This is a genomic window from Streptomyces sp. CBMA291, assembly GCF_014596525.1.
Classification (GTDB): Bacteria; Actinomycetota; Actinomycetes; order Streptomycetales; family Streptomycetaceae; genus Streptomyces.
On the sequence record NZ_MSJP01000058.1, the window covers coordinates 16,666 to 36,202 of the forward strand.

Sequence of the window (19,537 nt, forward strand, 5' to 3'; positions counted from 1 at the left end):
GGCACGGGCCGCATCCGTGTCAGGGGGGAACCCGCATGTCCCGCAAGGCAGCCGTCGTCGCGCTGACCGCCCTCGCCCCGATCTCCTGGGGCTCCACCTACTACGTCACCACCGAGTTCCTGCCACCCGACCGGCCGCTCTTCACCGGTCTGATGCGCGCCCTGCCCGCCGGACTCCTCCTCCTGGCCCTCACCCGCAAGCTCCCCCGGGGCGTCTGGTGGGGGAAGGCGGCGGTCCTCGGCGTGCTCAACATCGGCGCCTTCTTCCCGCTTCTGTTCCTCGCCGCCTACCGGCTCCCCGGCGGGGTCGCCGCCGTCGTCGGCTCCGTGGGACCGCTCTTCGTCGTCGGTCTCGCCGCCCTCTTCCTCGGCGACAGACCCACGGCGAAATCCCTGCTCACCGCCATCGCCGCCACCTTCGGCGTCAGCCTCGTCGTCCTTCAGGCGGGAGCCGCGCTCGACCTCCTCGGCGTCCTCGCCGGACTGCTCTCCGCGCTCTCCATGGCCGCCGGCGTCGTCCTCACCAAGCGCTGGGGCCGCCCCGAAGGCGTCGGCGCCCTCGCGCTCACCGGCTGGCAGCTCACCGCCGGCGGTCTCGTCATCCTGCCCCTCGCCTTCCTGATCGAGGGCGCCCCGCCCGCCCTGACCGGCACGAACCTCGCCGGATACGCGTACCTCGCCTTCGGCAACACCGCGATCTCCTACTTCCTCTGGTTCCGGGGCATCGAGCGGCTCAGCGCCTCCTCCGTCACCCTCCTCGGCCCGCTCTCCCCGATCACCGCCGCCGTCATCGGCTGGGTGGCGCTCGGTCAGTCCCTCGGCCCGGTGCAGCTCCTCGGCATGGCGATCGCCTTCGGCGCCACCCTCGCGGGCCAGCTGAGCCCCCGTACCGCCAAGACCGTCGCCAAGCCCGCCCCCGGGGCCGGGGACGCGGGCGAACCGTTCGACACCGCTGAACGGAACAGCCGGGAAGCGTCGAAGGAACTGGATGGCTCCGCCGTACGGCGATAGGTTGCGCCCCATGACCGAGTGGGACCTCAAGAAGCTGCGCGTCCTGCGCACCCTCCGCGACCGGGGCACCGTCACCGCCGCCGCGGAGGCCCTGCGCATGACCCCCTCGGCCGTCTCCCAGCAGCTCACCAACCTCTCCCGGCAGCTCGGCGTCCGGCTCCTCGAAGCCCACGGGCGCCGCGTCCGGCTCACCGACGCCGCCCATCTGGTGCTGCGCCACGCCGAGGTGGTCTTCGCCCAGCTGGAACGGGCCGACGCCGAACTCGACGCCCATGAGCGGGGCGAGGCGGGCCGGGTGCGGGTGGCGGCCTTCCCGACCTCCGTCACCGCCCTCGTCGTCCCCGCCGTCCGGCGCCTCCGCACCGCCCACCCCGGGCTCGACGTCCGGGTCCGCGAGGCCGAGGCGGCGGAGGCGTACGGACTGCTCGCGGCGGGCGAGGCCGATCTGGCGCTCTCGCTCGCCGCCCACGCGCCCTCCGCCCGCGACCCCGAGTTCAGCAGGGTGCCGCTGCTCGCCGACCCGCTCGACGTGGCCCTGCCCGTCGGACACCCGCACGCCGGGACGCCCGGTCTCCGGCTCGCCGACCTCGCCGCCGAGCCCTGGATCTTCGGCGGCTCCGGGCCCTGGTCCGAGATCACCACCGCCGCCTGCCAGGCCGCCGGGTTCGTGCCCGAGCAGGCCCACAGCGCCTCGGGGTGGACCGCCATCCTCGCCATGGTCGAGGCGGGCATGGGTATCGCGCTCGTCCCCCGGATGGCGGCGGCCGAACGGCGGGGCGTCACCGGCGTCGTCACCCGGGTCCTCGCCGCCGACCAGCCGCGCCGCCATGTCGTCGCCGCCGTCCGCAGGGGCGCGGAGGAGGGCCCGGCGGTGGCCAGGGTGCTGTGGGCCCTGCGGCAGGCGGCGGAGGCCCGGGACGCCTCGCCGACCTTTCAGCAGAACTGAAAAGGAACCCCGGAAACATTCGATGGACCCGGGGCCGGGGGCGCGGGAGAGTCGGCACATGAGCAGCCTCGACGCGCACGCAGCCCACCCGGACGCCCCGCACCCGGCCGACCCGGACGCCCCGCAGGCCACCGCCCCGCAGGCCACCGCCCCGGAGGCCACCGCCCCGGAGGTCTCCGCCGCCACCTCTCCCTCCGGCGACGACCCGCACGCCAACGACGCCGCCCCCTACTCCGGCGGCGACCCGTACGCCGACTACCGCTCAGGGGACTTCCCCTTCACCGAGCTGGTCGACCTCGCCGACCGGCGTCTCGGCGCCGGGGTCGTCGCCGCCAACGACGAGTTCTTCGCCGAGCGGGAGAACCTCCTCGTCCGCGAGCGGGCCGTCTTCGACCCGGAGCGCTTCGGCCACAAGGGCAAGATCATGGACGGCTGGGAGACCCGCCGACGCCGGGGCGCCGACGCCGGGAACGTCTTCCCCGCGCCCGAGGAGCACGACTGGGCCATCGTCCGGCTCGGCGCCCCCGGCGTCATCCGGGGCATCGTCGTCGACACCGCCCACTTCCGGGGCAACTACCCGCAGCGGGTCAGCGTCCAGGCCACCGCCGTGGAGGGCTCGCCGAGCCCGGAGGAGCTGCTCGGCGCCGACTGGGAGGAGCTGGTGCCGCCCACCCCGGTCCGGGGCCACGCCGCCAACGGCTTCACGATCACCGCCGAGCGCCGCTGGACCCACATCCGGCTCTGCCAGCACCCGGACGGCGGCATAGCGCGCCTGCGGGTCCACGGCGAGGTCGTCGCCGACCCCGAGTGGCTGGAGCTGCTCGGCACCCTCGACCTGATCTCGGTGCTCAACGGCGGCACGTACGAGGACGCCTCCGACCGGTTCTACTCCTCGCCGACCCAGATCATCCTGCCCGGCACCTCCCGCAAGATGGACGACGGCTGGGAGAACCGGCGCCGCCGGGTGCGCGGCACCCACGACTGGGTGCGCTTCCGGCTCGCCGCGCAGGGCGCCGTCCGCGCCGTGGAGATCGACACCGCCTACCTCAAGGGCAACTCGGCGGGATGGATCGCCCTCCACGGGCGCGACGGCGAGAGCGGCGAGTGGTTCGAGATCATCCCCAGGACCAGGCTCCAGCCCGACACCCCGCACCGCTTCAAGCTCCCCGCCCACGCCGTGGTCACCCACGTGCGCCTGGACGCCTTCCCCGACGGCGGCGTCGCCCGGATGCGCCTGCACGGGACGCTGACGGAACAGGGCGCGGCCGAACTGCGCGCCCGGTTCACGGCGCTCGGCGGCTGACGGGCCGGCCCTCCAGGAGAGCCGCCACGAGCCGGAGGGGGGAGGGGGAGAGACCTACGAGGGGGAGACCGGCGGCGAACCCTCGGCGGACTCCCGGACGACGCGGAAGGGGCGCCCCCCACCAGGGAGGACGCCCCTTGACCGCTGGACCGACGACCTAGCGGCCGGCGGCCGCGTCCGCCGTCTGGGCCTTCAGGGCGCGCTCGACACCCGCACGGCACTCGGTCACCAGACGGCGCAGCGCCGGGGCCGGGGCGTTGGCGGTGAGCCAGGTGTCCGTCGCGTCCAGGGTCTCCTGGGAGACCTGGAGCGCCGGGTAGAGGCCGACCACGATCTGCTGGATCATCTCGTGGCTGCGGGTCTCCGCGACGTGCTTGATCGAGGCGAAGTACTTCTCCGTGTACGGGGCGAGCAGCTCGCGCTGGTCGGCCTGGACGAAGCCGCCGATGACGGCCTCCTGCACGGCGTTGGCCAGCTTGTCGTCCTCGACGACCGAGGACCAGGCCTCCGCCTTCGCCGCCTCGGAGGGGCGGGCCGCACGGGCGGTCGCCGCGTGCCGCTCGCCCGCCGCCGTGCGGTCGCGCTCCAGCTCGCCGGCGATCTCCGTCTCGTCGTAGACCCCGGTCGCGGCGAGGCGCTGCACGAACGCCCAGCGCAGCTCGGTGTCGACGGCCAGGCCCTCGATCGTCTCGCGGCCTTCGAGGAGGGCGTCGAGCAGATCGAGCTGCTGCGGGGTGCGGGCGGTCGCCGCGAAGGCGCGCGCCCAGGCCAGCTGGTGGTCGGAGGCGGGCTCGGCGGCGCGCAGGTGCGCCAGGGTCGCCTCGGTCCAGCGGGTCAGCCCCGCCTCGCGCCACTCCGGCGCCGCGTACAGGTCGAGGGCGGCCTTGGCCTGGCCCTGGAGCGACTGGACGACGCCGATGTCGGTCTCCTTGCCGACGCCGGAGAGGACCAGCTCCAGGTAGTCGCGGGCGGCCAGCTCGCCGTCGCGGGTCATGTCCCAGGCGGAGGCCCAGCACAGGGCGCGCGGCAGGGACTCGGCGAAGTCGCCGAGGTGCTCGGTGACGTTGGCCAGGGAGACCGCGTCGAGCCGGACCTTGGCGTACGACAGGTCGTCGTCGTTGAGCAGGACGACGGCCGGACGGTTCTTGCCGAGGAGCTGCGGCACGGCGGTCAGCTCGGCGGCGGCGATGTCGAGTTCGAGGCGCTCGGTGCGGACCAGCTTGCCCGCCTCGTCCAGGTCGTAGAAGCCGATCGCGATCCGGTGCGGGCGCAGCACGGCCTCGCCCTTGGCCCCGGCGGGGAGCGCGGGGGCTTCCTGGCGGACGGCGAAGGCGGTGATCGAGCCGTTCCCGTCGGTCTCGATCTCCGGGCGGAGGATGTTGATGCCGGCCGTCTCCAGCCACGCCTTGGACCAGGTCTTCAGGTCACGCCCCGAGGTCTCCTCCAGGGCGCCGAGGAGGTCGGAGAGACGCGTGTTGCCGTAGGCGTGGGCCTTGAAGTAGGCCTGGACGCCCTGGAAGAACTCGTCCTCGCCGACGTAGGCGACGAGCTGCTTGAGGACCGAGGCGCCCTTGGCGTACGTGATCCCGTCGAAGTTGACGAGCACGTCCTCCAGGTCGTTGATCTCGGCCATGATCGGGTGCGTGGAGGGCAGCTGGTCCTGGCGGTAGGCCCAGGTCTTCTCCGCGTTGGCGAAGGTCGTCCAGGCGTTCGGCCAGCGGGTGCCGGGCACCGACGCCTGGCAGGCGACGGAGGTGAAGGTGGCGAACGACTCGTTCAGCCAGAGGTCGTTCCACCACTCCATGGTCACGAGGTCGCCGAACCACATGTGGGCCAGCTCGTGCAGGATGGTCTCGGCGCGCCGCTCGTAGGCCGCGTCCGTCACCTTGGAACGGAAGACGTACTGGTCGCGGATGGTGACCGCGCCCGCGTTCTCCATCGCGCCCGCGTTGAACTCGGGCACGAACAGCTGGTCGTACTTGGCGAACGGGTAGTCGTACGCGAACTTCTCCTGGAACCAGTCGAAGCCCTGCCGGGTGACGTCGAAGATGTGCTCGTCGTCCAGGAACTCGGCGAGCGAGGGACGGCAGTAGATGCCGAGCGGGACGGTCTGCCCGTCCTTCTCGTACGTCGAGTGCACCGAGTGGTACGGGCCGACGATCAGCGCGGTGATGTACGTGGAGATGCGCGGGGTCGGCTCGAAGACCCAGACGTCGTCCTTGGGCTCCGGGGTGGGGGAGTTGGAGACGACCGACCAGCCGCTCGGCGCCTTCACGGTGAACTGGAAGGTCGCCTTGAGGTCGGGCTGCTCGAAGGAGGCGAACACCCGGCGCGCGTCCGGCACCTCGAACTGGGTGTACAGATAGGCCTGGTCGTCGACCGGGTCGACGAAGCGGTGCAGGCCCTCACCGGTGTTGGTGTACGCGCAGTCGGCGACGACCTTCAGCTCGTTGCGGCCCTCGACGAGACGGTCGAGCGCGATCCGCGAGTCGCGGAAGACGGCGGCGACGTCCAGCGCGTGCCCGTTCAGGACGACCTCGTGCACGGCGGGCGCGACGAGGTCGATGAAGGTCGAGGCACCGGCCTCGGCGGAATCGAAGCGGACGGTGGTGACGGACCGGTAGGTGCCGCCCTCCTGCGCACCGGTGAGGTCGAGGTCGACCTCGTACGCGTCCACGGTCAGCAGCGCGGCGCGCAGCTGGGCCTCTTCGCGGGTCAGGTTTGTGCCAGGCACCCGGTCAACTCCTAGGTTTCGTGACGTTTGGCTCATCCTTCCACGGCCCGCCACGGCGACGCACTGCACATTTCGGCGTCCGCTGTCCGCTGGGCGGACGCCGGAGGGGCGGCCACCCGGTCACGGGTGGCCGCCCCTCCGGGACGTACGGGGTCAGCCCTGGAGCTCGGCGGCGACCAGCTCCGCGATCTGCACGGCGTTGAGCGCCGCGCCCTTGCGCAGGTTGTCGTTGGAGAGGAAGAGCGCGAGGCCGTTCTCCGCGGTCTCGTCGGCCCGGATGCGGCCGACGTACGAGGCGTCCTTGCCGGCCGCCTGGAGCGGGGTCGGGATCTCGGACAGCTCGACGCCCTCGGCGTCCCGGAGCAGCTCGTAGGCGCGCTCGACGCTGATCGGGCGCTCGAAGCGGACGTTCACCTGGAGCGAGTGGCCGGAGAAGACCGGGACGCGGACACAGGTGCCGGAGACCTTGAGCCCGGGGATCTCCAGGATCTTGCGGGACTCGTGGCGGAGCTTCTGCTCCTCGTCGGTCTCGAAGGAGCCGTCGTCGACGATCGAACCGGCCAGCGGCAGCACGTTGAAGGCGATCGGACGCTTGTAGACGCCGGGCTCGGGGAAGTCGACGGCCCCGCCGTCGTGGGTGAGCGCGGCGGCGCCCTCGGCGACGGCCTTGACCTGTCCGTCCAGCTCGGCGACACCGGCCACGCCCGAGCCGGACACGGCCTGGTAGGTGGTGGCGATCAGGGCGGTCAGACCGGCTTCCCGGTGCAGCGGCTTGAGGACCGGCATGGCGGCCATCGTGGTGCAGTTCGGGTTGGCGATGATGCCCTTGGGGCGGTCCTTGATCGCGTGCGGGTTGACCTCGGAGACCACCAGGGGGACCTCGGGGTCGCGGCGCCAGGCGGAGGAGTTGTCGATCACGACGGCGCCCTGGGATGCGACCTTCTCGGCGAGGGCCTTGGAGGTGGCGCCGCCGGCGGAGAACAGGACGATGTCCAGACCGGTGTAGTCGGCGGTGGAGGCGTCCTCCACCGTGACGCCGTCCACGACCGTCCCGGCGGAGCGCGCGGAGGCGAAGAGCCGCAGCTCGTCGAGGGGGAACTTCCGCTCGGCCAGGATGCTCCGCATGACTGTGCCGACCTGACCGGTGGCTCCGACGATTCCGACCTTCACGGGGACTCCTCCGTACGTGTGTGCAGGGTGCTGCCGGTCCATGATGCGTATGTCCCGGTGCGCCTTGTCCAATCCATTGTCCAAGGGCCGGGACGGTGGCCGTGCCCCCGGGTCCGGACGGCGGCCGGTCAGGCCCTCTTGCCGCGGGCGTAGTGGCGGGAGGCCTTCGCCCGGTTGCCGCAGAGCGCCATCGAGCACCAGCGGCGGGTGCCGTTGCGCGAGGTGTCGAAGAAGCGCAGGACGCAGCTCTCGTGCGCGCAGACCCGGATGCGGTCGGGGGCGGCGCGGAGCAGCCCGAGGTAGTCGTGGGCGGCGGTCCAGCCGGGACCCCAGGCGGGGTCGGCGAACTCGGACCGCTCGCCGGGGCCCTCGGCGGTGAGGGTGGCGCGGATGCGGCCGTGGCCGAGGACCTCGTCGACCCGGGCGGTGGCGCGGGGCTCGCCGGGGTCGTCGACGAGCGCGGCGAGGGCGTCCCGGGCGGCGCGGGTGCGCCGCAGGGTGTCCTCGTCGGCGGTGAACCGGTCCTGGAGACCGTTGGAGGCGAGCCAGACGGCGAGGCCGTCCACTCCTTCGAGGAGGTCCTGCCGGACACCGCTGAGGTTCCAGCGGGTGTTGAGGAGATCGAGGGAGACCGGCTCGCCGACGAGCAGGCGCGGGTCGGCGGCGGACGGGGCGGGCGCGGTGGCCGTGGCGGGCGGGGTGGTCGGTACGGACGTGGCGGTCGGTACGGACATGGCGGCACCCTCCTCCGATGGACTAACCCCTCAAAGGCTACCTGAGTGGTTGAGGTTCCGATGGGGTGCGATTCTTCGGTGCAACCATTGAAATCGAGTTGAAGGGTTAGGGACTGTTCGCCCTCACGTCCACCCCCGCCCCCACATCCACCCTCGCTCCCGAGGCCGCCCTCGGCACCCTGCTCCGTCAGCCCCTGCTCATCCCGCCCTCGCGGTGATGCCGACGGCCCGCACCCCGCCCCCCGCACTCGCCCGCCGCCACCGCCGTGACCGTCGCCCTCCAGGCGCCGCCCTTTCGGACGTTCACCGGCCTCCTCGCCCTGGCCTCCGTCCTCCTCGTCGCCGTCGGCCTCGGCTCCGCCCGGCTCACGGGCCGCTCCCATCCCGCGTACTGGTTCTAATCTCGTCCCATGAAGCAGGAGTTGAGGGTGGCGGCCTACGCCGTGTGCGTCCGTGACGACCAGGTGCTGCTGGCCCGCTGGGTGGCCCGCGACGGTACCCGGCGGTGGACCCTGCCGGGCGGCGGCATGGAGCACGCCGAGGACCCCGTGCGGACCATGGTCAGGGAGGTCGAGGAGGAGACCGGCTACCTCGCCGAACCCACCCTCCTCCTCGGCGTCGACTCCGACCGCCAGACCTGGCCGCGCCGCAGCGCCGCCCCCGTCGACGGGCACGCCCTGCGGATCGTCTACGAGGCCCGGATCACCGGCGGCGAGCTGCGCAACGAGACCGGCGGCTCCACCGATCTCGCCGCCTGGCACCCCCTCGGCGCCGTCCCCGCACTGCCCCGGATACCCCTCGTCGACATCGGCCTCGACCTCTGGCGGGAGCGGCCCCCGGTCGGCCGCTCCCGCCTCACCGCCGGGTCCGGCGGAGGGCCCGCCGACCCCGCCTCGCCGCCCCGTACGCCGAACGGCTGAAAGAGGCTCAACCGCCGCACCCCCGCTCAACCCTCCCGGCGGCCCCGAAGTCCTCCCCGCCGACCGCAGTACACATGGCAGAGCCTCAGGGGAGCCCGCATGTCAGCCGTACGCACCACCCGTACCGTCCTCGCCGCCGCACTGGCCGCCGGGATCACCGCCACCGTCCTCGCCGCCCCCGCACTCGCCGCCACGCCCGTGCGGGCGGACCACACCGCCACCCAGCGGGCGCTCCAGGCGGAGGTCGACGCGGGGGTGCCGGGCGTCGTCGCCCAGACCCGCGACGGGGCCGACCGCTGGACCGGCACGGCGGGGCAGCGCGGCGGGAACGACCACTTCCGGGTCGGCTCCATCACCAAGACCTTCGCCGCCACCGTCCTCCTCCAGCTCCAGGCGGAGGGCCGGATCGACCTCGACGACACCGTCGACACCTGGCTCCCCGGCGTCGTCCGGGGCAACGGCCACGACGGACGCCGGATCACGGTCCGCCAGCTGCTCAACCACACCAGCGGCATCTACAGCTACACCAGCGACCCCGCCTTCCAGCAGCGTGTCTTCGGACCCGAGTTCCTCCAGCACCGCTACGACTCCTGGGCCCCGCGGCAGCTCGTCGACATCGCCATGGCCCACCAGCCGGACTTCACCCCCGGCACCTCCTGGACCTACTCCAACACCAACTACGTCCTCGCCGGCATGGTGATCGAGAAGGTCACCGGCCGCCCGTACGGCAAGGCGGTCGAGAACCGCATCATCAAGCCCCTCAAGCTCCGCGCCACCAGCGTCCCCGGCAACCGCCCCGGGATGCCGAGCCCCAGCAGCCCCGCGTACGCCAAGCTCTCCCCGGCTCCCGGAGAGCCCGCCGTCGACGTCTCCCGGCTCAACCCGTCCATCGCCTACTCGGCGGGCGAGATCATCTCCGACGCCGCCGACCTCCAGACCTTCTACCGGGCCCTGATCACCGGACGGCTGCTCCCGAAGGCCGAACAGCGCGAGCTGACCACCACGGTCGCGATCCCGGGACACACGGACGAGGGGTACGGCCTCGGGATCATGAAGCGGAAGCTGAGCTGCGGCACCGAGCTGTGGGGACACAGCGGCGGCATCCACGGCTCCACCTCGGAAGCCGTGGTCACCAAGGACGGGAAGCACTCGCTGGCCATGAACCTCAACGCCGGCTGGACGGGCAGCAGCCAGGGCGCTCTGGAGGCCGAGTTCTGCCCTCCGAAGGCCTGATCGCTCCCGGGCTCCGGCCCGTTTCCCGGCCCTGACCGACGGAAACCTCACCGCCCGCGCCCGACGGTCACCGGGGCGCGGGCGGTCACCTGGGCAGGGCGACGACGTACGCGGCGGGGTGCCGGTCGGGCGCGGCCATCAGGGCCGTACGCACCACGGTGGCCTGCTGGTCCATCGCCTCGCGCAGTTTGCGCGGGGTCAGATGGACGACCGTGATCCCCAGCCGTTCGAGCCGCTCCCGCTTGCGGCTGTACGCGGACCACAGCGCCTCGTCGTCCTGCCGGGGCAGCCGGGTGTCCAGCTCGACCACGACCGCCTGGTCCGGCCAGTAGGCGTCCACCCCGCCCAGCAGGGGCCCGCCCGGCAGCCGCAGCTCCACGTCCCACACCGGGTCCGGCAGCCCGAACTCCCGCACCATCGTGTACAGCCGCTCCTCGGACTGCGAGCGCCCCTCGGCGAGCAGCGCCTCCACCGCGTCCGCCACGTACGGCCGGGACAACAGCCGGGCCCTGCTCAACTCGCGGGCGAGCACACCCGGTTCGCAGTGCCCGTCCCGCACGGCCTCGGCCAGCAGCCGCCGCACGTCCTCCGGGTCCGCGAGGCCCGGCACCGCGTCGGCGACGGCGCGGGCGGCCGGGGCGACGGGGACCCCGGCCAGCTCAAGGGGCTCGGGGGAGTCGGCGGTCCGTACGATCCGCACCCAGCCGCTCGACCGCAGCCGCCGCGAGCGCGACACCAGGACGTCGATCCGTTCGAGCGCGGTCAGCGGGGGCGCGGAGGCGAAGCCGTGCAGGACGAGCGCGGCGGACCCGGTGATCATCGCGCCGGTCTCCCGTGACGGCGAGGCGGTCCCGCTCCCCTCGGCGTAGAGCAGGGCCGCGCGCAGCCGGTCCTCGCCGGTGGGAGGGCCGGGGCGGAGCAGGAAGACCCCGGGCAGGAGCTGCTGCCAGCCGCTGGGGCGGCGGCAGCGGGCGGCGACCTCGCCGGCCGGAATGCCCAGCTCCCTCAACTGGTCGGCGGAGGCGACCCGTTGGATTTCCCCGGCCAGAGGGGAGAGAAAGAGGGGGAAGGGGTGGGGGGTGAGGGGGGAGTTGTGGTTCATGACGGGGGTCTTCCGCTTCCGCGGGTCCCCCTAACCCCTGTTACACGCTCGTCGAAGACCGAGGACAAGTCCGGTCCATATCAAGCTCGTTAGAGCCCTCGGGGTCGTACGGAAGGGGCGTGCGCGCCCGGTCGAGGGGCGTCTGTTCGGACGCCGGGGGGCGTGCGCGCCCGGCCGGAGGGCGCCCGCCGACACGCCGGAGGGGGCGCGCACCCGCGTGCGCGCCCCCTCCGGTCGTCGGCTCAGGCCGTCCCCCCGGCCGGCTCAGGCGGCCTTGGCGTCGCAGGCCTGGGCGCGCAGGGCCCGCGCCAGGTCGTCGCGCGATTCGAGGACCAGCCGGCGCAGGGCCGGGGCGGCCGTCTCGTGCGCCGACAGCCAGGCGTCCGTCGCGGCGAGCGTCGCCGGGTCGTCCTGGAGCCCCGGGAACAGGCCCCGGACCACGTCCATGCCGATCTGGATCGACCGCTCGGCCCACAGCCGCTCGATCACCGCGAAGTACTTCTCCGCGTAGGGGGCGATCAGCTCCCGCTGGGAGGGCTGGACGAAGCCCGCGATGGTCGCCTCGACCAGCGCGTTCGACAGGGTGTCGGACTCGACGACCTGTGCCCAGGCCTGCGCCTTGACGGCGGCCGAGGGGCGCGAGGCGAGCAGCCGGACCTCGTGGCGCTTGCCGCTCGCCGTGTCGTCCCGGGCCAGCTCCGCGCCGATCCGCTCCTCGTCCGCCCGGCCGTGCGTGGCGAGCGGGGAGAGCAGCGCCCAGCGCAGCTCCTGGTCGACGTCGAGCCCGTCGATCTTCGCGGTGCCGTCGAGCAGCCCTTCGAGGAGCTGGAAGTCGGCCTCGGTGGAGGCGGTGGCGGCGAAGAAGCGGGCCCAGGTCAGCTGGTGCTCGCTGGCCGGCTCGGCGAGCCGCAGTTCGCGCAGACCGCCCTCGGCGAGCCGTCGGCCGCCCTCCTCGCGCCAGGCGGGGGTCGCGTAGAGGGTGACGGCCGACTTCGTCCAGGCGTGCACCATCTGGAGGACGCCGATGTCGGTCTCGCGGCCCGCGAAGGCGAGCGCGACGGCGACGAAGTCGCGGGCGGGCATCAGGCCGTCGCGGGTCAGGTTCCACAGCGCGGACCAGCACAGGGCGCGGGCCAGCGGGTCGGTGATGTCGCCGAGGTGCGCGCGCAGGGTGGCCAGCGAGTGCTCGTCGAAGCGGATCTTGCAGTAGGTGAGGTCGTCGTCGTTGACGAGGACCAGATCGGGCTTCTCCTCGCCCGCGAGGTCGGCGACGGCGGTCCGGGCGCCGGTGATGTCGGCCTCGGCCCGCGCGTACCGGACCAGTTCCCCGTCGGTGAGGCGGTAGAGGCCGACGGCGGCGCGGTGCGGGCGGAGTTCGCCGCCTTCCTGGACGACGGCAAGCTCGGTGATCCGGCCTTCGGCGTCGAGGGTGAGGGCCGGGGCCAGGGTGTTGACGCCGGAGGTCTGGAGCCAGGACTTGGCCCAGGTCTTCATGTCGCGCCCGGAGGTCTCCTCCAGGATGGACAGGAGGTCGGCGAGCCGGGTGTTGCCGTAGGCGTGGCGCTTGAAGTAGCGGCGGGCGCCCTCCAGGAAGGCGTCCCGTCCCGCGTAGGCGACGAGCTGCTTGAGGACCGAGGCGCCCTTGGCGTAGGTGATGCCGTCGAAGTTGAGCTTGGCGTCCTCCAGGTCACGGATGTCGGCCGTGATCGGGTGGGTGGACGGCAGCTGGTCGGCGCGGTAGGCCCAGGCCTTGCGGTTGTTGGCGAAGGTCACCCAGCTGTTGGTGAAGCGGGTGGCCTCGGCGTTGACGAAGGAGCCCATGAAGTCGGCGAAGGACTCCTTCAGCCACAGGTCGTCCCACCACACCATGGTGACGAGGTCGCCGAACCACATGTGCGCCATCTCGTGCAGGATGACGTTGGCGCGGCTCTCGTAGGCGGCCTGGGTGACCTTGCCCCGGAAGATGTACTCCTCGCGGAAGGTGACCATGCCCGGGTTCTCCATCGCGCCGAGGTTGTACTCGGGGACGAAGGCCTGGTCGTACTTCCCGAAGGGGTACGGGTAGTCGAAGTTGTCGTGGAAGAAGTCGAAGCCCTGCTTGGTGATCAGGAAGACGTCGTCCGCGTCGAAGTGCTTGGCCAGCGACTTGCGGCACATCGCGCCGAGCGGGATCTCCAGCTCGCCGCGGGTGTAGTGGTCCGTCACGTAGTGGTAGGGACCGGCCACGACACAGGTGATGTACGTGGAGATCGGCGCGGTCTCGGCGAACCGCCAGACGCCCTCGGCGTCCCGCTCGCCCGCCCCGTTCGACCAGACCCGCCACTCCTCGGGCGCGGTCACCGAGAAGCGGTAGGGGGCCTTGAGGTCGGGCTGCTCGAAGTTGGCGTAGACCCGGCGGGCGTCGGCCGGCTCGTACTGGGTGTAGAGGTAGACCTCGCCGTCCTCCGGGTCGACGAAGCGGTGCATGCCCTCGCCGGTACGGCTGTAGGCGCACCGGGCGTCGACCACCAGGACGTTCTCGTCGGCCAGGCCGTCGAGGGAGATCCGGGCGCCGTCGAAGACGACCGCCGGGTCGAGGGCGCGCCCGTTGAGGGTGACCGAGGTCACCGAGGGGGCGATCAGGTCCACGAAGGTGCTCGTGGCCTCGCCGGTACGGCGGAAGCGGATCGTCGTCTCGGACCGGAAGGTGCGCACCTCCTCGTCCGTGTCGCCGACCGCCGACCGGAGATCGAGGACGACTTCGTACCCGTCGACGGACAGCAGTGCCGCCCGCTCGTGGGCCTCGTCGCGGGACAGATTCTCACCGGGCACGGGACACTCCTTCGTGGCGCGTTCGAAACAGGACCGATCCTCCCATGTGCGGCTGTCGCGCCGGACACGGGAATGCCCTCGCCCGGTCATGGGTTCCCTCCTTTCGGCGCACCACTCTTTCCGAGACCCTTTCGACGGCCGTACCGAGGAGCGACATGTCCGAGAGCAGGATCACCGCCGATTTCTACTTCGACCCGCTGTGTCCGTGGGCCTGGATGACCTCCCGGTGGATGCTGGAAGTGGAGAAGGTGCGTCCGGTCGACGTGCGCTGGAAGGTCATGAGCCTCGCGGTCCTGAACGAGAACCGGCTCGACGAGGTGCCGGAGGAGTACCGCGAACTGCTGGAGACGAAGGCCTGGGGTCCGGTGCGGGTGGTCATAGCGGCGCGGCAGCTGCACGGCGACGAGGTCGTCGGCAAGCTCTACACGGCGCTCGGCACCCGTTTCCACAACAACGGCGAGGAGCCCGGCCGGGAGGCGATCGTGGCCGCCCTGAAGGAGGCCGGTCTGCCCGGGGAGCTGGCGGACTACGCCGACAAGGCCACCTACGACGCCGAGCTGCGCGCCTCCCACCAGGAGGGCATCGACAAGGTCGGCCAGGACGTCGGCACCCCGGTGGTGTCGGTGCCGGGCACGGACGGCGAGGAGGTCGCCTTCTTCGGCCCCGTGGTCACCCCGACCCCGCGCGGCGAGGCGGCGGCCCGGCTGTGGGACGGCACGCTGCTCGTGGCGTCGACGCCGGGCTTCTACGAGATCAAGCGCACCCGGACGGCGGCGCCCAGCTTCGAGTGAGCCCGGCCTCCCTCCGGAACGGCCTCGGCCCGCCCGGCCTCCCTCCGGAACGGAAGAACCCCCGCGACTCACGTCGTCGCGGGGGTTCTTCTTTCATCCGCCTGCCCGGTGAAGGTGGAGAAGACGATCACGAGCAGGAGTCGGGGCCGGAAGGGCCGTCAGAAGGAGATCAGCGGTACGGAGGCCTTGGCCGCCTGGTAGCGGCGGTGCACGTCCTGCCAGTCGACGACCTGCCACATGGCCTCGATGAAGTCGACCTTCTGGTTCTTGTACTGGAGGTAGAAGGCGTGCTCCCAGGCGTCGAAGACCAGGATCGGGACGGAGCCCTGGCCGACGTTGCCCTGGTGGTCGTAGACCTGCTCGACGATGAGCCGGCCGCTGACCGGCTCGTAGGCGAGGACGCCCCAGCCGGAGCCCTGGGTGGTCGCGGACGCCTTGGTCAGCTGGGCCTTGAACTTCGCGAAGGAGCCGAAGGACTCCGTGATCGCGTCGGCGAGCACGCCGACGCCGTCGGCGGCCAGCGGCTCGCCGCCGCCCCCGTCCTTCGGACCGGCCATGTTGTTCCAGTAGATGGAGTGGAGGATGTGGCCGGAGAGGTGGAAGGCCAGGTTCTTCTCCAGGCCGTTGACCGCCCCCCACTGGTCCTTGTCGCGCGCCTCCTCCAACTGCTCCAGGGTGTCGTTCGCGCCCTTGACGTACGCGGCGTGGTGCTTGTCGTGGTGCAGCTCGATGATCTGAGGATTGATCACCGGCTCCAGCGCCGCGTAGTCGTACGGCAGCTCGGGAAGTGTGTAGATCGCCATGTGCCCGGCCCCTTCGACTGCTCCTGCTTATTGCAACCTATATGCAAGTGCAGGCTAACAGCAGGTGGGGTGAAAGGTGATCAGTCCTTCGTCCTAGGTCCCGTGTCGCGTCCCCACTCCCACCCCGGAGACGACGAGACCCCCGGACCTGGCTCGGTCCGGGGGTCGCGTACGAGGGGCGCGTACGAGGGGCGCGTACGGGGCTCAGGAGGCGCGGCCCGCCGCCGCCCGCTGGCGTGCGAAGCCGACGGCGGCGAGCAGCAGGGTCAGTCCGCCGGTCGAGTACAGCTGCACCCGGGTGCCCTCCTCGCGGGCCATCAGGACGAAGACCGTCGCCATGCCCGCGAGCGCCACCCAGGTCAGCACCGGGAAGGCCCACATCCGCACCACCAGGGTCTCCGGCGCCTCGCGCTCGGTGCGGCGGCGCAGGACCAGCTGGGACGCGGCGATGAAGAACCAGACGACCAGGATGATCGCGCCGATCGTGTTCAGGAGCCAGGCGAAGACGTCGTCCGGGCGCCAGTAGCTCAGCAGCACGCAGCCGAAGCCGAAGACGGAGGAGACCAGGACCGCCGGGCGCGGCACCCCGCCGGAGACGCGCCCCAGCGCCTTCGGCCCCTGACCGCGCGCGACCAGCGAGCCGGCCATCCGGGAAGCCCCGTAGATGTTGGCGTTCATCGCCGAGAGCAGCGCGACCAGGACCACCACGTTCATGATCTGGCCCGTCGCCGGGATGCCCAGCCGGTCGAGGGTCGCCACGTACGGGCCCTTCTCGACCACCGCCGGGTCGCCCCACGGGACCAGGGTGACGATGACCGCCATCGAGCCGATGTAGAAGAGCGCGATGCGCCACATCGCCGTACGGACCGCCTTGGCCACGCCCCGCACCGGCTGCTCCGACTCCGCCGCCGCGATGGTGACCGTCTCCAGACCGCCGTACGCGAAGACCGAGGCGAGCAGACCCACGATCAGGCCCTCGGAGCCCTGCGGGAAGAAACCGCCCTCGCCGGTCAGATGGGCGGTGCCGGGCGCCTCGGTGCCGGGCAGCGCCCCGAGGATGGCGAGGACGCCGATGACCAGGAACAGGGCGATCGCGGCGACCTTCAGGGCGGCGAACCAGAACTCGAACTCGCCGAAGTTCTTCACCGCCGTCAGATTGGCGGCGGTGAGCAGCAGCATGAAGAGGGCCACCCAGGCCCACTCGGGGCTGCCCGGGAACCAGCCCGTCATGATCTTCGCCGCGCCGATCCCCTCAAGGCCCACGGCCACGCAGAGCAGGAACCAGAACGCCCAGCCCGCGGTGAAGCCCGCCCAGGGCCCGAAGGCCCGTTCGGCGTGCACGGAGAAGGAGCCGGAAGCCGGGTTCGCGGCGGACATCTCGCCGAGCATCCGCATCACCAGCATCACCAGGACGCCCGAGAGGGCGTAGGCGATCACGATCGAGGGACCGGCGGCGGCGATGCCCGCGCCCGAGCCGACGAAGAGACCGGCGCCGATCACCCCGCCGAGGGCGATCATCGACAGATGGCGCTGCTTGAGTCCGTGCGTGAGGCCCCCGGCGGAGGCGGTCGCACCGTCCTCGCGGTCGGCCGGCGCGGGCGCGGTAGTCCGAGACATGGGCGAACCCTGTTCACTAGCTGAGACGGAGACGGGTCCACAGTCTGGGCACGCACACCGCTCACAGGGAACAGGGGTCCGCTATACGGGCACCAGCCTCACACAAGGTGAAGAATTACTTCCGATTCGTACGCAATTCCCGCATCCAGGCGACCAGCAGCACGAGGGCCGTCGCCCCCGAGGACCACAGCACCTGCGGCCGGGCCGCGTCGTCCGTCAGCATCAGGACGAGCACCACCGCCATCGCGGCCAGCGCCACCCAGGTCAGCCACGGGAAACCCCACATCCGCAGGGTCAGCGTCTCGGGCGCCTCCTGCTCGATCCTGCGCCGCAGCCGCAGCTGCGAGACCGCGATCAGCGCCCAGACGAAGAGCAGCACCGCGCCGACCGCGTTGAGCATGTAGAGGAAGACGGAGTCCGGCCACTCCAGATTGAGCAGGACGGAGACGAAGCCGAAGGCCACCGAGGCGAGCACCGCCCGGCGCGGCACGCCCCCGGGCGAGAGCCGCAGCAGCCCCTTCGGCGCCTCCCCGCGCTCCGCCAGCGAGAACACCATCCGCGAGGAGCCGTACAGGTTCGCGTTGAGCGCCGAGAGCAGCGCCACGAACACCACCACGTTCATGATCTGCCCGGCCGCGGGCACCCCGATCTCGTCCAGCACCGCCACGTACGGCGACTCGCCGGGACGCATCGAGGTCCACGGCAGCAGCGTCACGATGACCAGCATCGAACCCACGTAGAAGAGGAGGATCCGCCAGACCGCGCTGCGCACCGCCCGCGCCACGTTCCGCGCCGGGTCGTCCGACTCCGCCGCCGCGATGGTGACGACCTCGAGCCCGCCGAAGGCGAAGACCACCGCGAGGACGCCGGAGATCACCCCGGACCAGCCGTGCGGCAGGAAACCGCCCTGCCCGGTCAGATTCGCGAGCCCCACCGGGTCGGTGTCCGGCAGCCAGCCCACGATCGCCAGTACGCCGAGCACCAGGAAGAGCAGGATCGCGCCGACCTTGAGCGCCGCGAACCAGAACTCGAACTCGCCGAAGTTCTTCACCGCCGCCAGGTTGGCCAGGGTGAACACGACCATGAAGGCCAGCACCCAGCCCCACTGCGGGACCCCGGGCACCCAGCCGTGCGCGATCCGCGCCGCGCCCGTCGCCTCCACCGCGAGGACCACCACGAGCAGGAACCAGTACAGCCAGCCCACCGAGAAACCGGCCCAGCGGCCGAGCGCCCGCTCGGCGTGGACGGAGAAGGCGCCCGAGGCGGGCATCGCCGCCGACATCTCGCCGAGCATCCGCATGATCAGCATGGCGAGCGCGCCCGCGATCAGATACGAGATCACGATGCCGGGTCCTGCGACCACGATGCCCGCGCCCGAGCCGACGAAGAGACCGGCGCCGATGACGCCGCCGAGCCCCAGCATGGTCAGATGACGTTGCTTCAGGCCGTGGGAGAGGGGCTCCGGTTCGAGGACCGGAGAAGACGACGGTGCGTCGCGCATGGTGGGGGACTCGCGCTCTCGGGGAGATGACACTTTATGGAGACTCCACAGTCTCTCCGCTGACCTCCCTTTGGCGCAAAAGGGGTGACTTCCGGCGAGTTGCCAGTGATGAGGGTCACGTGGCGCGAGGCATGAAAACCGTCCTTTGTCGAAACCTGATGAAGTGGCCGGGCGGTGCTTTGTGGGCGGCTGACGGTGATCGGGCGTTCACCCCTGGCATACCGTCAACCTGTCCCCCGTACCCTCACCCCCGCGGAGTACCGATGAGCACCGCCGCCACCCCCGCCCGTACCCTCCGTGCGGGCACCGTCCTCGCCGATCTGATCCCCGCGAGCCGCGTCCGCGACGTCGCGCTCGTCGTCGGCGGCGCCGCCCTCACCGGTCTCGCCGCGCAGCTCGTCGTCCCGGTCCCCGGCTCCCCGGTCCCGGTCTCCGGCCAGACCTTCGCCGCCCTGCTCGTCGGCACCGCCCTCGGCGCCCGCCGCGGCTTCCTCTCCCTCGCCCTCTACATGCTGGTCGGCATGGCGGGCGTGCCGTGGTTCGCGGAGGCCTCCTCCGGCTACGCCATGCCCACCTTCGGCTACCTCCTCGGCATGCTGCTCGCCGCGACCGTCGTCGGCGCCCTCGCCCGTCGCGGCGCCGACCGCTCGGTCCTGCGCACCGCCGGTGCCATGGTCCTCGGCTCCGCGCTCGTCTACGCGGTCGGCGTGCCCTACCTGGCCCTGGCCACCGGCATGAGCCTCGGCGAGGCCGTCGCCGCCGGTCTCGTCCCCTTCCTGGTGGGCGACGCCCTCAAGGCGGCCCTCGCGATGGGCGCCCTGCCCACCGCCTGGAAGCTGCTCGGCCGCAAGGGCTGAGCACC

The 19,537-nt window shown here is 72.1% G+C and carries 16 protein-coding genes; 8 read left to right on the top strand and 8 right to left on the bottom strand.

The window, feature by feature from the left end; translation table 11 throughout:
- The first annotated feature begins 35 nt into the window (after positions 1–35).
- The 3 genes from BU197_RS15225 to alc are packed head-to-tail and all read left to right on the top strand — an operon-like array spanning position 36 to position 3,259.
- The gene (locus tag BU197_RS15225) at positions 36–1,010 is read left to right on the top strand and encodes an EamA family transporter (RefSeq protein ID WP_188268824.1); all 975 of its coding nucleotides are present in this window, start codon (positions 36–38) and stop codon (positions 1,008–1,010) included.
- A 10-nt stretch (positions 1,011–1,020) separates the two neighbouring features.
- Entirely contained in the window at positions 1,021–1,956 is a 936-nt protein-coding gene (locus tag BU197_RS15230; protein ID WP_188268825.1) for a LysR family transcriptional regulator, read from the top strand.
- A gap of 58 nt (positions 1,957–2,014) precedes the next feature.
- Positions 2,015–3,259 carry an allantoicase gene (alc, locus tag BU197_RS15235; protein WP_223183203.1) on the top strand — a complete coding sequence of 415 codons (1,245 nt, stop codon included), beginning with the start codon at positions 2,015–2,017 and terminating at the stop codon, positions 3,257–3,259.
- A 157-nt stretch (positions 3,260–3,416) separates the two neighbouring features.
- On the opposite strand, the gene pepN (BU197_RS15240) is transcribed toward alc, so the two are convergent.
- From pepN (BU197_RS15240) to BU197_RS15250, 3 genes are all read right to left on the bottom strand, one after another.
- On the bottom strand, positions 3,417–5,993 hold the full coding sequence (gene pepN / locus BU197_RS15240; RefSeq protein WP_188268826.1) for an aminopeptidase N: 2,577 nt from the start codon (positions 5,991–5,993) through the stop codon (positions 3,417–3,419).
- Positions 5,994–6,146: 153 nt separating this feature from the next.
- A complete protein-coding gene (locus BU197_RS15245) occupies positions 6,147–7,163 on the bottom strand; it encodes an aspartate-semialdehyde dehydrogenase (RefSeq protein ID WP_188268827.1) in 1,017 nt (338 codons plus the stop codon).
- 128 nt (positions 7,164–7,291) lie between these two features.
- On the bottom strand, positions 7,292–7,897 hold the full coding sequence (locus BU197_RS15250; RefSeq protein WP_188268828.1) for a CGNR zinc finger domain-containing protein: 606 nt from the start codon (positions 7,895–7,897) through the stop codon (positions 7,292–7,294).
- 266 nt (positions 7,898–8,163) lie between these two features.
- Here BU197_RS15250 and BU197_RS31000 point away from each other — a divergent pair, with 266 nt between their 5' ends.
- From BU197_RS31000 to BU197_RS15265, 3 genes are all read left to right on the top strand, one after another.
- Positions 8,164–8,298 (top strand): hypothetical protein, encoded by a 135-nt coding sequence (locus BU197_RS31000; RefSeq protein ID WP_262928247.1) that lies wholly within the window; start codon positions 8,164–8,166, stop codon positions 8,296–8,298.
- 9 nt (positions 8,299–8,307) lie between these two features.
- Positions 8,308–8,817, top strand: coding sequence for an NUDIX hydrolase (locus tag BU197_RS15260; RefSeq protein ID WP_188268829.1), 510 nt, complete (start codon positions 8,308–8,310; stop codon positions 8,815–8,817).
- A gap of 99 nt (positions 8,818–8,916) precedes the next feature.
- Positions 8,917–10,050 carry a serine hydrolase domain-containing protein gene (locus BU197_RS15265; protein ID WP_188268830.1) on the top strand — a complete coding sequence of 378 codons (1,134 nt, stop codon included), beginning with the start codon at positions 8,917–8,919 and terminating at the stop codon, positions 10,048–10,050.
- Positions 10,051–10,135: 85 nt separating this feature from the next.
- On the opposite strand, the gene BU197_RS15270 is transcribed toward BU197_RS15265, so the two are convergent.
- Both BU197_RS15270 and pepN (BU197_RS15275) read right to left on the bottom strand, forming a co-directional pair.
- Positions 10,136–11,152: a hypothetical protein gene (locus tag BU197_RS15270; RefSeq protein WP_188268831.1), complete on the bottom strand. Its 1,017-nt coding sequence runs from the start codon at positions 11,150–11,152 to the stop codon at positions 10,136–10,138.
- Positions 11,153–11,416: 264 nt separating this feature from the next.
- A complete protein-coding gene (gene pepN, locus BU197_RS15275) occupies positions 11,417–13,963 on the bottom strand; it encodes an aminopeptidase N (protein WP_188268832.1) in 2,547 nt (848 codons plus the stop codon).
- A gap of 155 nt (positions 13,964–14,118) precedes the next feature.
- Between pepN (BU197_RS15275) and BU197_RS15280 the strand changes: the two genes are divergently transcribed.
- Positions 14,119–14,754, top strand: coding sequence for a DsbA family protein (locus BU197_RS15280; protein ID WP_188268833.1), 636 nt, complete (start codon positions 14,119–14,121; stop codon positions 14,752–14,754).
- 158 nt (positions 14,755–14,912) lie between these two features.
- Here BU197_RS15280 and BU197_RS15285 read toward each other — a convergent pair whose 3' ends face one another.
- The 3 genes from BU197_RS15285 to BU197_RS15295 all read right to left on the bottom strand — a co-directional run bounded on the left by BU197_RS15285 (position 14,913) and on the right by BU197_RS15295 (position 18,675).
- Positions 14,913–15,557, bottom strand: a complete 645-nt coding sequence (locus tag BU197_RS15285) for a superoxide dismutase (RefSeq protein ID WP_188268834.1) — start codon at positions 15,555–15,557, stop codon at positions 14,913–14,915.
- 204 nt (positions 15,558–15,761) lie between these two features.
- Positions 15,762–17,174, bottom strand: coding sequence for an amino acid permease (locus BU197_RS15290; protein ID WP_188268835.1), 1,413 nt, complete (start codon positions 17,172–17,174; stop codon positions 15,762–15,764).
- A gap of 115 nt (positions 17,175–17,289) precedes the next feature.
- Entirely contained in the window at positions 17,290–18,675 is a 1,386-nt protein-coding gene (locus BU197_RS15295) for an amino acid permease (RefSeq protein WP_188268866.1), read from the bottom strand.
- 263 nt (positions 18,676–18,938) lie between these two features.
- On the opposite strand from BU197_RS15295, the gene BU197_RS15300 reads away from it, so the two are divergent.
- A complete protein-coding gene (locus tag BU197_RS15300) occupies positions 18,939–19,532 on the top strand; it encodes a biotin transporter BioY (RefSeq protein ID WP_188268836.1) in 594 nt (197 codons plus the stop codon).
- Positions 19,533–19,537: the final 5 nt, after the last annotated feature.